The organism is Streptomyces sp. NPDC001339, assembly GCF_042895955.1.
Classification (GTDB): Bacteria; Actinomycetota; Actinomycetes; order Streptomycetales; family Streptomycetaceae; genus Streptomyces.
The window spans coordinates 216019-229125 of sequence record NZ_JBIAWT010000003.1; the positions used below are offsets into that span (position 1 = coordinate 216019).

Sequence of the window (13107 nt, forward strand, 5' to 3'; positions counted from 1 at the left end):
CCACGACTTGATCCGCAGGTCGTGGCCACTGTCCCCACTGCTCCCGCATGGGGCGGCATTACGCGTCCGCGACGGCTTCCAGCGGGCTCAGGGCGGCTGCCCGGCGGGCCGGGACGGCGGCTGCGAGCGCGCCGATCGCGAGGGATGCCAGGCACACGAGGAACAGCGTCCCCCAGGGCAGTGCCAGGGAGTACTGCTCCAGCGCGCCGTTGGCCAGCGCGCCGACCGCCCAGGCGCAGAACAGTCCGCCCGCCAGGCCGAGGAGGGTGCCGAACGCGGCGACGGTCACCGCCTCCAGGCGGATCATCCGCCGGATGCCGGTGCGGTCCATGCCGAGGGCGCGCAGCGCGCCGATCTCGCGGGTGCGTTCCGAGACCGACACGGCCAGGGTGTTCACGATGCCGAGCGCGCTGATCACGACGCCGATGGCCAGCATCCCGTACATCACGTTCAGCAGGTCGCCCATGGTGCCGGCGGCCTCGTGGACCAGTTGCTCCCGGTCCTGCACCTTCAGCAGTGGGCTGTTGCCCACGGCGGTGCGCAGTCGCTCCTCGATCGTCTTCGAGGCCGCGCCGTCGTCGGTGCGGACGAGGATGCGCTGGACGGAGTGGGGCAGGTAGCTGTTCCGCGCCACTTCGGTGCGGGCGCCGAGCGCGTCATGGGCGACGGGGTTGTCCTTGTAGACGCCCGCGACGGTGTAGTGCTTGAAGGCCTGGTTCCGGCCCATACCGACGTTGATCTTGCCGCCCGCGCTCACGCCCTGCTCCCGGGCGAGCGTGCTGGAAACGGCGATCCGGCCCGGACCGAGATCCTTCGCGGAGCCGCTGACGAAGTCCAGCTTCATGACGTCGTTCACCGTGTCGGGGTCGACGCCGGAGAGCTCCCGGACCTTGCCGCCGACGAACAGGGTGGAGTCCGCCACGGCGCTCGCGGTCCGCACCCCGGAGGTGTCGGCCACACGCCGTACGGCCGCCGGGTCGACGCCCGTCATGGTGGTGCGGGAGCTGATCACGTAATCCGCGCCGAGGCCGGCCGCGTCCTGGCGGTCGAGGGCCTGCCCGGTGGAGTTTCCGATGACCGCGAGCCCGGTGACCAGCGCGGTGCTGATCATCAGGGTGACGGCGGTGGCCGCGGTGCGCCGCGGGTCGCGCAGCGCGTTTTCGCGGGCGAGATGTCCGGTGATGCCGAAGCGGCCGGTCAGCCGTCCGGTCAGCCGGATCACGGGGCCGGCCAGCAGTGGGGCGAGCACGATCAGGCCGGCGACGAGGAGGGCGCAGCCGAACATGGCGTTCTGCAGGTTCGTTTCCGACGCGTCCTTCGCGCCCGAGAGCGACACCAGCCAACCGGCGCCGAGGACGAGGAGGGCGAGGCCCGCCACCCCGCGGATCCGGGACCGCTGTGCGGAGGGCGATTGTTCCGTCGTACGCATCGCCTCGACGGGCGCGACCCTCGCCGCCCTGCGGGACGGCAGCCACGCGGCGAGCACGGTGACGCCCACGCCCACGCCGAGCGCCGCCACGACGGACCTCGGGCCGATCACCAGGGGGCCCTGGGGCAGCGTGTCCCCGCCGGTGCTCAGGATGCCGGGCAGCACCGAGGCGATGCCGAGGCCGAGCAGGAAACCGGCCGCCGAGGCGATGAGGCCGACCAGGAGTGCCTCCAGGAGGACGGAGCGGGCCACCTGGCGACGCGAGGCGCCGACCGCCCGCAGGAGCGCGATCTCACGGGTGCGCCGCGACACCAGCATGGTGAAGGTGTTGATGATCAGGAACGAGCCGATGAACAGCGCGACCCCCGCGAAGACCAGCGGTATCTTCGCGTGGCCCCGAGTCAGGGTGTCGACGAGGATGGCTTGCTGGTCGGCCTGGGCGGAGCCGGTGGTGGCCTCGGCCCGGTCGGCCGGGAGCACGGCGGTGACCCGGCGCGAGAGCGTGAACTGGTCGGTGCCGGGGGCGGCGGACAGATCGATCGCGCTGTAGTGGCCCGGGGACGCGAACAGCTTCTGGGCGGTCGCCCTGTCGAACAGGGCGAGGGTGCCGCCGGCGGTCACCCGGGTGTCCTTGGTGGTGACGATGCCGACGAGTCGCTTGGTCATGACCGGCCCGTCGGTGGCCAGCGTGACCGTGTCGCCGAGGCGGAAGCGGCCGGCGGCGGCGGTGCCGCTGTCCACGGCGAGTTCCTCACCGCTCGTGGGGGCGTGGCCCTCCACCAGCGGATAGCGGCTGTCCTTGCCGTCCTTGCCCGGTACGTAGGCGGCGGCCCGGTTCGCCCATACCTTGCCGGCGCGCAGCGGGGTGCCGTCCGCCGCGTTCAGAGTGGCCGAGCCGTCGGCCGACGGCCGCACGGCGGCGACACCGGGTACGTCGGCCAGTCTCCGCGCAAGCGCGTCGTCGAGCACGCCGGTGTGCTGGTCGGCCGCGGCGCCCGGCGGGGGCGCCTTCGCGGTCACGGTGACCGCGATGTCGGCGAAGTTCTTCGACAGGGCGGCGCGGTGGGCCGCGGCGGAGGAGTCGGCGAAGACGAGGGTGCCGCAGACGCACGCCACACCCAGGCAGACCGCGAGGACGGTCATGACCAGACGGGCCTTGTGCGCCAGGACGTTGCGCAGGGCTGTTCTCAGCATGGGCAGCTTTCGGGGAGGGGATGGGGGAGGGACCGGAACGTGCGGTACGGGCGCGGATCAGCTGGTGCGTGAGCGGGCGTCGGAGCCGGGGGTCCGGGGCTGCGCGGCGGAGCCGCTGGCGTGGCCGCCGCTCCCGGCGCTGGGGTGACCGCTCCCGGAGAGACGCGGCATGACGTCGAGGACGCGGTCCGGGGTGGGGTGCGTCATCTCGTCGACCAGGCGGCCGTCGGAGAGGAAGACCACGCGGTCGGCGTAGCCGGCGGCGACCGGGTCGTGGGTGACCATGACCACGGTCTGGCCCAGCTCGCGCACCGAGTCGCGCAGGAAGCCGAGGACCTCGGCCCCGGCGCGGGAGTCGAGGTTGCCGGTGGGCTCGTCGCCGAAGATGATCGCGGGCTGTGAGGCCAAGGCGCGGGCCACCGCGACACGCTGCTGCTGCCCGCCGGACAGCTGGGCGGGCCGGTGGCCGAGGCGCTGGGTGAGGCCGACCATGGCGACCACGCGGTCCAGCCACTGCTGGTCGGGGCGGCGTCCGGCGATGGTCAGCGGCAGCGTGATGTTCTCCAGCGCGGTCAGCGTCGGCAGCAGGTTGAACGCCTGGAAGATGAAGCCGATCCGGTCGCGGCGCAGATGGGTGAGCTGCCGGTCGTTGAGCGTGCTCAGTTCGGTGGTGCCGATACGGACGCTGCCGGAGCTGGGCGAGTCGAGACCGGCGGCGCAGTGCATCAGGGTGGACTTGCCGCAGCCGGAGGGGCCCATGATCGCGGTGAACTCGCCCTCGCGGAATTCGATGCTGACCTGGTCGAGGGCGACGACCCGGGTGTCGCCGCTGCCGTAGACCTTCGTCAGGCCGGTGGCGGCGGCCGCGATCCCGGGCGTCGTGTGCGGCGTGTGCGGGGCAAAGGGGTCGGCGGTCACGGGGGACTCCTCTTCGGGTGCGGAAAGGTGCACTCCGAAGGGTGTCGGGGGAACGTATCGGGGCCTGGGCCGCTGTGTATCGGCGTCCGCTCTGCTGCGTAGCGGTTCTGTAGTGCCGTAGCGGTTCTGTAGTGCGTAAGTGCGTAGTGGCTCTGCGGGGGTGGGCGCCTGTCGGGGTGGGTGTGGGCGCCGGACGTCAGGCCGGCAGGCGCAGGGTGGCGACGACGCCGCCGTCCGGGTCCGGGGCGTTGTCCAGGCGCAGCTCGGCGCCGAGGAGGCGGGCTTGGCCCAGGGCGATGGTCAGGCCCAGGCCGTGGCCCGAGCCGCGCTCCGTCGCGCCCGTGTGGAAGCGGCGCGGGCCGTGGAGCAGCAGGTCCCGGGGGAAGCCCGGGCCGTGGTCGCGTACGACGACCGTACGGCCCTCGACGGTGACCTGGACCGGGGTGCCCCCGTGCCGGTGGGCGTTGACGACGAGGTTGCCGACGATCCGTTCGAGGCGCCGCGGGTCGGTCTCCACGGTCTGCGCGGCTTCCGTCCCCGCTTCCGTCTCCGCGACGGTGACCTCGGTGTCGTAGCCGGTGCGGACCACGGCCTCGCGGACCACGGCGCCGAGCGGCACATGGGCGCGGACCGGTTGTTCGGCACCGGCGTCCAGCCGGGAGACCTCCAGCAGGTCCTCGACCAGGCCGCGCAGATCACGCACCCGGGCCCGGAGCAGATCCTCCGTCTCACCGGGCGGCAGCAGGTCGGCCGCGGCCAGCAGACCGCCGACGGGGGTACGGAGCTCGTGGGCCACGTCCGCGGTGAACTGGCGCTCGGTGCGCAGCCGTCGGCCGAGACTGTCGGCCATGAGGTCGACGGTGGCGGCGATGTCGGCCACCTCGTCGCGGCCCTTGGTGGGCCCGGTCCGGGCGTCGAGGTCTCCGGCGGAGATCCGGCCCGCGGTCTCGGAGACCTGCCGCAGCCGACGGGCGAGCAGCCCGGCGCCGTAGCCGGCCAGGGGCGTGGCCGCCGCGAGCGTGATCAGCGAGGCCACCGTCATGGTCACGTCGAGTTGGCGCAGGGTGTGGAATTCGGTGCTCATGTTGACCTGGACGGCTAGGACCGGGCTGCCGGGGCCGCCGGTCCGCTGGGCGGCCCAGAAGCTCGGTCCCATGTTGCCGTCGACGCGCCCGTCATAGGCCGTGTGCCGGTCGCCGTCGGCCGGGTCGCGCAGTGCGGCGGGCAGCTCGGCCGGATCGAGCTCGGCGCCCTCCGTCAGCGTTCCGGTACGCCGGTAGACGTCCATCGCCGAGTACACGCCGTTGAACGCCTGTCCTTCGGCCCGGGAGCGGATGTCGCGCGCGGTCCACAGGTGCACCAGCACGCCCACCGCGGCCACGACCAGGCAGGCCGTGACCGCGGCCAGTGCGGCGATCTTCCAGCGCAGGGACGAGAGGTCCGGCCGCAGCAGGTGGAACGGGCGTACCGGCCGCAGCCGGCGGAACGGATGCACCGGCCTCAGCGCCTGAGCTTGTAGCCGAAGCCGCGGACCGTCTCGATCCGGTCCCGGCCCAGCTTCCTGCGCAGCCGCTGCACACACAGGTCCACCACGCGGCTGTCCCCGTCCCAGCCGTACTCCCAGACGTCGCGCAGCAGGGTGTGCCGCGCCAGCACGACGCCCGGATGAGCGGCGAACTCCAGCAGCAGCTTCAGTTCGGTCGGGGTCAGTGCCACCGGGCTTCCGGAGACGAACACCTCCATTCCGGCGGTGTCGATCGTCAGGTCCCCGAAGACCAGCACCTCACCGTCGGACGGCGACGGGCCCTCGCCCGCGGCGCGCCCGGGTTGGGGGACGGGCGCGTAGGTCGCCCGCCGCAGCAGCGAGCGGATGCGCGCGACAAGCACGTAGGTGTCCACGGGTTTGACCACGTAGTCGTCCGCTCCGGCCTCCAGACCGGCGACGACATCGAGCCCGTCGCCGCGCGCCGACATCATCAACACCGGCACCAGACTGGTCTCCCGGACTCTGCGGCACAGGCCGATACCGTCCAGACCAGGCAGCATCACGTCCAGAATCAGCAGGTCGAAGCTTTCGTCGCGGAAGAGCTCCAGCCCCGCCAGCCCGTCGGCCGCGGCCTCCACCTGGTAGCCGTAGCGCCCGAGAGCGGTGGCGAAGGACCGGCGCATGAGCTCGTCGTCTTCCACCAGCAACACACGGACGGGACGCGACGCGGCCGCAGCCGAGGCGGACGAGGACACGGACGGATGACTCCTGTACCTGTATCGGATGTACGTGTATCGGACGTACCTGTATTGATCGGACGTACCTGTATTGGATGTTCGGACGGTCCGGGCGAGACAGCGGGCCCGGCTGCGGCCTGCTGCGAATTCACTCACGTACTTACTCATGTACTCACGCGCAGTCGCGACCCGAGAGGAACGATACGGCAGACCCCGCGGGCCTCCCCGTCGCTCCGGCCCGGCGGACCGCTTCGATGGACAACAAAGCGCTCGCTGATACCCACCGGATACAAACTTGCTGATACCGACCGGATACACAGCAGGATCCCGGCGAGGCCCGGCCTCGGTGTGCGAGCGGTTCGACGTCGACGGGCGCGACCGAACAGCAGCGGTTTGACCAGTTTCGGCGAGTACTGTGGGACGCGCCTCCGATCCTCCCGGCCGGAGGCGGGTAGCAGCAGCCATCGTGGCGCGGTCGTTGAGCGGGGGTAGTCCATGGCAGACGCGCCCACGGAGTGGAGCGGTATCAACGGGGGAGACAGCGGTGTCAACGGGGGAGACCAGGTCGGCCGGAGGAGTCCGGACGACGTGGAGGACCTGAGACGCCGCGCCCTCTCTCTGGACGCCGGGCTCTCGGTCCGCGACCCGGATCTCCCGGCCTCCTGGCCCGAGTACCGCGCGCTCGCCTCGCTCGTATGGATCCTGCTCAGCCGCCCGGACTTCCGCAGCCATGAGGCAGAGTCGTTCCGCGCCCTGCTCATCCGAGTGCTGCGCTACCTGTTCGTGTCCGGCCAGTACCAGTCCGGCGCGACGATCGGCCGCAAGATCCGCCACGACTGGACCGGGGCGCTCGGCACGGAGCATCCGGACACCCTGGCAGCGGCCAACCGGCTCGCCGGCTGCCTGTTCGGCCTCCGGAAGTACGAGGACGCGCGGGCCCTGTTCGCGGACCTCCTGCCCCGGTGCGAGCGGACGCTGGGCGGGGAGCACCCCCAGACCCTGGCCGTCGCCGGCAACCTCTGCGCATCCCTCACCGCGCTCGGCGCCTACCAGGACGCCCGGGAACGATGCTGGGATGTCCTGCGACGGAGCCAGTGGGCGCTCGGCCCCGACCATCCCAGCACTCTGCGCGCGGCCTCCAACCTCGTGGTCATCCTGCGGCACCTCGACGATCACCAGACCGCACGGGCCGTCGCGGAGGACACGGTGCCGCGATACCGGCGAACGCTGGGTGACCACCACCCCGACACCGTGAACGCCGCGAAGGATCTCGTCGCCGTCCTCCGCGAGCTGAGAGAGGATGACCGCGCGCAGTTCCTGGTGCAGGATCTACTGCCACACTCCTGAATTTCCCTCAGCTGCATTTCCCTCGGCTGAGTTGCCCTCAGCTGAATTGCCCTCAGTGAATCTGCTCGGGCGTGACGGTCAGCCAGTTCTTGTCGGCCGTCACCTGCTGCCCCAGCTCCTTCTGCCGCTTCGCATTGGCCTTCTTCATCGCGTCGAGCTCCTTCATGGCGCTCTCCTTGCGGTTCACCCAGATACGTGCCCCGCCGTGTGTCACGTCCGCGGAGTGGAACAGCATCGGCCCGTCGCTCTTCGGAGTGTCACCGGCGGCCAGGATCGGCTTCTTCCACTCGTCGATGTACGTGTTGATGGCGGCCGGCTTGCCCTCGTACCAGGTCAGCGGTGCCCACAGCTTGGGCGTCAACTCCCGCTCGGCGAGCGCCTTCCGCGCCTTCGGGTCGAAGCGCCCCTCGGCGATCTCCTTGCGCGAACTGGTGACGTCGCCGGTCTTCCGGTCCTTGAGCAGCATGGAGACGCCGATGACGTTCTCCGGCTTCACGCCGTAGCCGTACTTGGGGTCGGAAAGGACCATCCGCACCAGGTCCTCGCTCGCCGCGCTGACGACATAGACGTCGATGCCGTGCGTGCGCAGAGTCCGGTACAACTCCTGCATCCCGGTGAAGAATTCGGGCGCCTTGACCTCCGTCTTGGTCAGCTTCCCGTCCTTGTAGTACTCGGCGGGTATCGCTTTCCCGTAGGCGAGCAGCTCGTCGACGTACTTCTTCAGCTCCGTCAAGGTGAAGCCGGAGAAGATCTGCGCGGCCCAGGGGTAGCAGACCTGGTCGTCGACCTCGCACAGCCGGTTGTAGTAGCTGTAGAGGCTTTCCTTGTGGGTGGCGGTGTCCTTGAAGGGGATGATCTTCAAGGAGGGGTCCATGGACTTCCGGGTCAGCACACCCTTCATCTCGAGGAACGGGAGAAACGCCTCTTCGAGGTCGTTGCGGTAGGTGGTGTTGTCCGCGTCGAAGACGGCATACGCCCCCTTGCCGTGGTTCTCGGCGATGACCTTGCCGAGTTTCTCCGCCACCGGGGCGGGCCAGTGCTTGAGTTCCTTGGCGACGGATTGTGACGACGTGCTCGCGGCGGAGGCGTCACTACCGGGCCACAGAGCGCTGCCCGCGACCACCCCGGCCGTGAGCACCCCCGCCGCCCCGAAGACCGCAAGCTTGCCTTTACCGCGTATGTTCACGTCTGGTCCATCCCTGCTGAAGCGAGTCCTGCGGCGGTCAGCCCACGTGGGGGCGGCGCGTCATGCTAGGGCGCCGGCCCGGAATTTCCCATGAGCGACGTCACGGCGAGCGAGAGGCATGAAGCAGGGGACCCTGGGTAACAGCGGCGGGGTCGTCGCCCACACCCACTTGGCCCGGCCCGAGGGCGCATCCGTGACGCCCGGCTTCTGCGACCGCGACGCCCGGCTTCTGCGACCGCCGCGGCGCACCCCGCACGAACCGTACGACTGCCGCGGCGCACCCCGCCGCGCGCGGCAACTGGCTCTACGGGGACGTCTGGGACGCGCACGTCCCAGGGGTGCTGAAGGCACCCGCGGAGCCCCCCTCATCCTTCGCCCTGCTCATAGGCACCCTGCGCAATGGCCAAGCCCTGATTCACTCCATGGAGTTCGCGCGTAACGTCCGTTCCGCGGACACGGTCGCCGCGGACGAGTTCCGGACGACGATCATCCCCCGCTTCGGGGTGGCATACGCCAATATGCACCGCGGATTCTGGTGCGACTCCCGCGACCTGCTCCGCATCCATAAGCGAGCGGCCGGCCTGAGGGTGGAGCGTCCGGACGGTTTGCTGTCGTACACGCTGGGTGCGTGGCGTCCGCCCCTCGGCCCCCGGGAAACCGTCTGCACGCCGCTGCGCATCCAGTTCCATGAAGCCCGGAGAGGGGGCGGACGCGCGTGCACGACATCGGCAGGAACGAAACCGGCGTGAAGGACACCGGCGTGAATGACGTCGGTGTGAACGACGTCGGCATGAAGGGCATCGAAGTGCGCGCTGTCTTCGACGCCATGGAGGCCGCCTGGGCCCGGTCCGATGCCGAGGGCTTCGGGCGGGTTTTCTCCCCCGACGCGGATTTCATCTCCGTCCGCGCGGAGCATTACCACGGCAGCGGCCAGATCGCGTCGGCACACGAACGTCTCTTCGCCACGGTGTACGCGGGAACCCGGCTCCAGGTCACCGTCCGGCGCGTCACCCGGCTCAGGCCGGATATCGCCCTTGCCCACGTGGAGAACAGAGTGCGCATGCCGCGGCCTGGCGCAGACCTCGTCCTGTATGCGCAGGCGGTGCTGGAGCGACGGCGGGAGAACTGTCTCATCGTCGCATTCATGAACATGTCTCCGCTGCGCAGATAAACGCGACTCCCGGAAAGAGACGGCATGCCCCGCCCAAGAATTCGCCACCTCGCCCTCTACGCCCGGAACCCGGAAGAACTGGCCCGCTTCTACGGCAAGCATTTCGGCATGGAAACACTGGTCGGCGACGAGGACGGTAACTTCTTCCTCCATGACGGCTATCTGACCCTCGCCCTGCTCAAACCCGATATGGGAGGTGAGGCGCCCGCCGGGATGAACCACTTCGGATTCCATGTCGACGACATCGACCGGACGTGCGCGGAATTGGCGGACGAAAACGTGCCGGCGCCCCAGCGGCGGGCTTCCCCGAGGCCGTATGCCGAATACCGGGCCATCGACCCCGAGGGAAACTGGTTCGACCTGTCCGAGCACGGCTACGGAGTCGACTGAAGCCGCACCCTCGAGCGGTCCCGAAGTCTGGAATGGAAACCGATATCGCATTCACGACACGGGGGAATTCATCTTTTGCTGACACTCGGTGTGTGTGGCAGCCTCTCGAAAAGGGGTGGGATCAGGAAACCGAGACCATGGCCCGCCGTCGTCGTACGCGATGGACGGCGGCCTGACCCGCGGAGATGAGCAGCGTGGCGACAACAGACGAACACCAGCCCCACCACGGACACGACCACACCCACGGCGAGGGCTGCGGCCACGTAGCAGTTCCGCACGGCGACCATGTCGACTATGTGCACGACGGTCATCTGCACCGGAGCCACCACGACCATGCGTACGAGTGCGAACCGGGCGGCCACCAGCAGCACTCCGGCCACGATCACATGCACGGGGAAGGCTGCGGCCACGTCGCCGTGCCCCATGGTGATCACGTCGACTACGTGCACGACGGGCACCGGCACGCCTCGCACAACGGCCACTGGGACGACCATTAGCTCAGACAGCTCAGACCGGCGGAGCTGAGCGACCGGCCCGCGGGGCCGAGTTGAACCGGCCGGTTACGACGTGATGGCGGCCGGAAGGTCGGCCGAGGCGGGTACCTGACCCGCGGCGGTGGGAACGGTGAGCACCATCGTCATTCCGCCGCCGGGGGTGTCCTCGGCGTCGAGAGTGCCTCCGATGGCCTCGGCGAAGCCGCGGGCAACCGCCAGGCCGAGGCCGACACCCGTGCCGCGCGGGGCGTCGCCGTAGCGCTGGAAGGGCGCGAAGATGCGGTCCTTGGCGTCGTCGGGGACACCGGGGCCGCGGTCGGCCACGCGGATTTCGACGCGGTCGGCGAGCGCGCTGGCGTTCACCAGCACGGGCTCGCCGTCGGGGCTGTACTTCACCGCGTTCTCCACGATGTTGGCCACCGCCCGCTCCAGCAGCCCGGGGTCGACGGCGACCATGGGAAGGACCTCGGGGATGTCGAGCACGATGCTGTCCTCGGGGACGCCGCCGAGCGCCATCGGCACCACCTCGTCGAGGTCGATCTCGCGGATCAGCGGCGTGACGGTGCCGGTCTGGAGCCGGGACATGTCCAGGAGGTTGCCGACGAGCTGGTCGAGCCGGTCGGTGCTCTCCTCGATGGCGGCGAGGAGTTCGGCCTGATCCTCGTCCGACCATTCGATGTCGTCGGAGCGCAGGGAGGTCACGGAGGCCTTGATACCGGCGAGCGGGGTGCGCAGGTCGTGGCTGACGGCGGCGAGCAGAGCGGTGCGGATGCGGTCGCCCTCCGCGAGCTTGCGGGCGTGGTCGGCCTGGGACTGCAGGCGCTGGCGGTCCAGGACGACGGCGGCCTGCGCCGCGAAGGCGGCCAGCACCCGGCGGTCCTCGGCGGGCAGCACACGGCCCGACAGCGCGAGCGCCATGTGATCGCCGACGGGCATGTCGACATCCGCGTCCTCGGGGCGCTCGATCGGGCTGGCATCGCCCACGCTGCCCGTGCACGTCCAGGGGGCCGTTTCGCTCTCCCGTTCCAGGAGTGCCACGGAGTCCATCGCGAAGGTCTCGCGGACCCGCTCCAGGAGGGCGTCCAGGGTGGTCTCACCGCGCAGCACACTGCCGGCCAGGAAGGAGAGGATCTCGGACTCGGCGCGCAGGCGGGCGGCTTGGTGGGTGCGCCGGGCGGCGAGGTCGACGACGGAGGCGACCGACATCGCCACCAGTACAAAGATGACCAGCGCGAGGATGTTCTTGGGCTCCGCGATGCTGAGGCGGTTCATCGGTGCGGTGAAGAACGCGTTCAGCAGCAGGGAGCCGACCAGGGCCGAGGTGAGCGCCGGAAGGAAGCCGCCCAGCAGCGCCGCCGCCACGGTCAGCATCAGGAACAGCAGCATGTCGTTGGCGAGCCCGAGACTCGCGTCGGTGGACATCAGCAGGAGTGTCAGCAGCGCCGGCCCCGCCGACCCGACCAGCCAGCCCCAGATGATCCGGGACCGTCCCAGCCGCGCGCCGCGCGCGACCGGCAGCCCGTGGCCCTTGGCGGCCGCTTCGTGCGTGACGATGTGGACGTCGAGGTCGGGCCCCGAGTCGACGGCGACGGTCGCGCCGACGCCGGGGCCGAAGAGGTACTGCCACGCCTTGCGACGGGACGTTCCCAGCACGATCTGGGTGGCGTTCACCCCGCGGGCGAATTCGAGCAGGGCGGAGGGGATGTCCTCGCCCATCACATGGTGGAAGGTGCCGCCCAGGTCCTCGATGAGGGTGCGCTGGACGGCGAGCTCCTTCGGCGACCCGGAGGCCAGCCCGTCGCTGCGGCCTATGTAGACCGCCAGTACCTCACCTCCGGCGCCCTTCTCGGCGAGGCGGGCGGCGCGCCGGATGAGCGTACGGCCCTCGGGCCCGCCGGTCAGCCCCACGACGATCCGCTCACGCGAGCCCCAGATCTTCGAGACCCGGTGCTCGCGCCGGTACTCCTGGAGGTACTCGTCGACCCGATCGGCCACCCACAGCAGCGCCAGCTCCCGCAGCGCGGTGAGGTTGCCGAGCCGGAAGTAGTTCGACAGCGCCGCATCGACCTTGTTCGGCTGGTAGATATTGCCGTGTGCCATACGCCGGCGCAGCGCATGAGGCGACATGTCGACCAGCTCGATCTGGTCCGCACGACGCGCCACCTCATCCGGAACGGTCTCCCGCTGCCGGACTCCCGTGATCGACTCGACGACGTCACCGAGCGACTCCAGATGCTGGATATTGCACGTGGAGATGACATGAATGCCTGCGGCCAGCAACTCCTCCACATCCTGCCAGCGCTTGGCGTTGCGCGAACCGGGGATGTTCGTATGCGGCAGCTCGTCGACGAGGGCGACGGCGGGAGCACGTTCCAGCACGGCATCGACATCCATCTCCGTGAAGCGGGTACCGCGGTACTCCAACTCCCTGCGCGGGACCTGCTCCAACCCGTGCAGCATCACCTCCGTACGCGGCCGCCCGTGATGCTCGACAAAGGCGACCACACAATCCGTGCCGCGCTCGACCCGACGATGCGCCTCGGACAACATCGCGTACGTCTTGCCGACACCCGGCGCCGCGCCGAGGTAGATCCGAAGCTTGCCACGTGCCAAGGGAGCCTGCTCTCCGTGTCGTCCTCAGCTGAGCCGTACAGCCGTCCATACAGCCGTCCATACAGCCGTCCATACGGCCGTCCATACGGCCGTACAGACACGAAGATAATGGGTCCGTGTCGCGGTGCGTTAGGCCCATGAA

Annotated in this window: 11 protein-coding genes; 5 read left to right on the top strand and 6 right to left on the bottom strand. The window is 70.0% G+C overall.

Annotated elements, in window-relative coordinates:
• Nucleotides 1–58: 58 nt before the first annotated feature.
• The 4 genes from ACFY12_RS09995 to cseB form a co-directional block, all read right to left on the bottom strand.
• The gene (locus ACFY12_RS09995; protein ID WP_390715282.1) at nucleotides 59–2623 is read right to left on the bottom strand and encodes an ABC transporter permease; all 2565 of its coding nucleotides are present in this window, start codon (nucleotides 2621–2623) and stop codon (nucleotides 59–61) included.
• Between the two features lie 57 nt (nucleotides 2624–2680).
• Nucleotides 2681–3541 (bottom strand): ABC transporter ATP-binding protein, encoded by an 861-nt coding sequence (locus ACFY12_RS10000; protein WP_390715283.1) that lies wholly within the window; start codon nucleotides 3539–3541, stop codon nucleotides 2681–2683.
• Nucleotides 3542–3737: 196 nt separating this feature from the next.
• Complete coding sequence (locus ACFY12_RS10005; RefSeq protein WP_390715284.1) at nucleotides 3738–5036, bottom strand: ATP-binding protein; 1299 nt, start codon at nucleotides 5034–5036, stop codon at nucleotides 3738–3740.
• A gap of 5 nt (nucleotides 5037–5041) precedes the next feature.
• Entirely contained in the window at nucleotides 5042–5710 is a 669-nt protein-coding gene (gene cseB, locus ACFY12_RS10010; protein ID WP_390715694.1) for a two-component system response regulator CseB, read from the bottom strand.
• Nucleotides 5711–6259: 549 nt separating this feature from the next.
• On the opposite strand from cseB, the gene ACFY12_RS10015 reads away from it, so the two are divergent.
• Nucleotides 6260–7111: a tetratricopeptide repeat protein gene (locus ACFY12_RS10015; RefSeq protein ID WP_390715285.1), complete on the top strand. Its 852-nt coding sequence runs from the start codon at nucleotides 6260–6262 to the stop codon at nucleotides 7109–7111.
• A gap of 52 nt (nucleotides 7112–7163) precedes the next feature.
• Here the strand turns inward: ACFY12_RS10015 and ACFY12_RS10020 are convergent, their stop codons facing one another.
• Nucleotides 7164–8297 carry a haloacid dehalogenase-like hydrolase gene (locus ACFY12_RS10020; protein ID WP_390715286.1) on the bottom strand — a complete coding sequence of 378 codons (1134 nt, stop codon included), beginning with the start codon at nucleotides 8295–8297 and terminating at the stop codon, nucleotides 7164–7166.
• A gap of 422 nt (nucleotides 8298–8719) precedes the next feature.
• Here ACFY12_RS10020 and ACFY12_RS10025 point away from each other — a divergent pair, with 422 nt between their 5' ends.
• The 4 genes from ACFY12_RS10025 to ACFY12_RS10040 all read left to right on the top strand — a co-directional run bounded on the left by ACFY12_RS10025 (nucleotide 8720) and on the right by ACFY12_RS10040 (nucleotide 10355).
• Nucleotides 8720–9046: a hypothetical protein gene (locus ACFY12_RS10025; protein ID WP_390715287.1), complete on the top strand. Its 327-nt coding sequence runs from the start codon at nucleotides 8720–8722 to the stop codon at nucleotides 9044–9046.
• A complete protein-coding gene (locus ACFY12_RS10030) occupies nucleotides 9013–9468 on the top strand; it encodes an SgcJ/EcaC family oxidoreductase (protein WP_390715288.1) in 456 nt (151 codons plus the stop codon). The genes ACFY12_RS10025 and ACFY12_RS10030 overlap by 34 nt, the downstream gene beginning before the upstream one ends.
• 24 nt (nucleotides 9469–9492) lie before the next feature.
• On the top strand, nucleotides 9493–9858 hold the full coding sequence (locus tag ACFY12_RS10035; protein ID WP_390715289.1) for a VOC family protein: 366 nt from the start codon (nucleotides 9493–9495) through the stop codon (nucleotides 9856–9858).
• 194 nt (nucleotides 9859–10052) lie between these two features.
• Nucleotides 10053–10355 carry a hypothetical protein gene (locus ACFY12_RS10040; RefSeq protein WP_390715290.1) on the top strand — a complete coding sequence of 101 codons (303 nt, stop codon included), beginning with the start codon at nucleotides 10053–10055 and terminating at the stop codon, nucleotides 10353–10355.
• A 63-nt stretch (nucleotides 10356–10418) separates the two neighbouring features.
• Here the strand turns inward: ACFY12_RS10040 and ACFY12_RS10045 are convergent, their stop codons facing one another.
• Nucleotides 10419–12965, bottom strand: a complete 2547-nt coding sequence (locus ACFY12_RS10045) for an ATP-binding protein (protein ID WP_390715291.1) — start codon at nucleotides 12963–12965, stop codon at nucleotides 10419–10421.
• Between the last annotated feature and the right edge of the window lie 142 nt (nucleotides 12966–13107).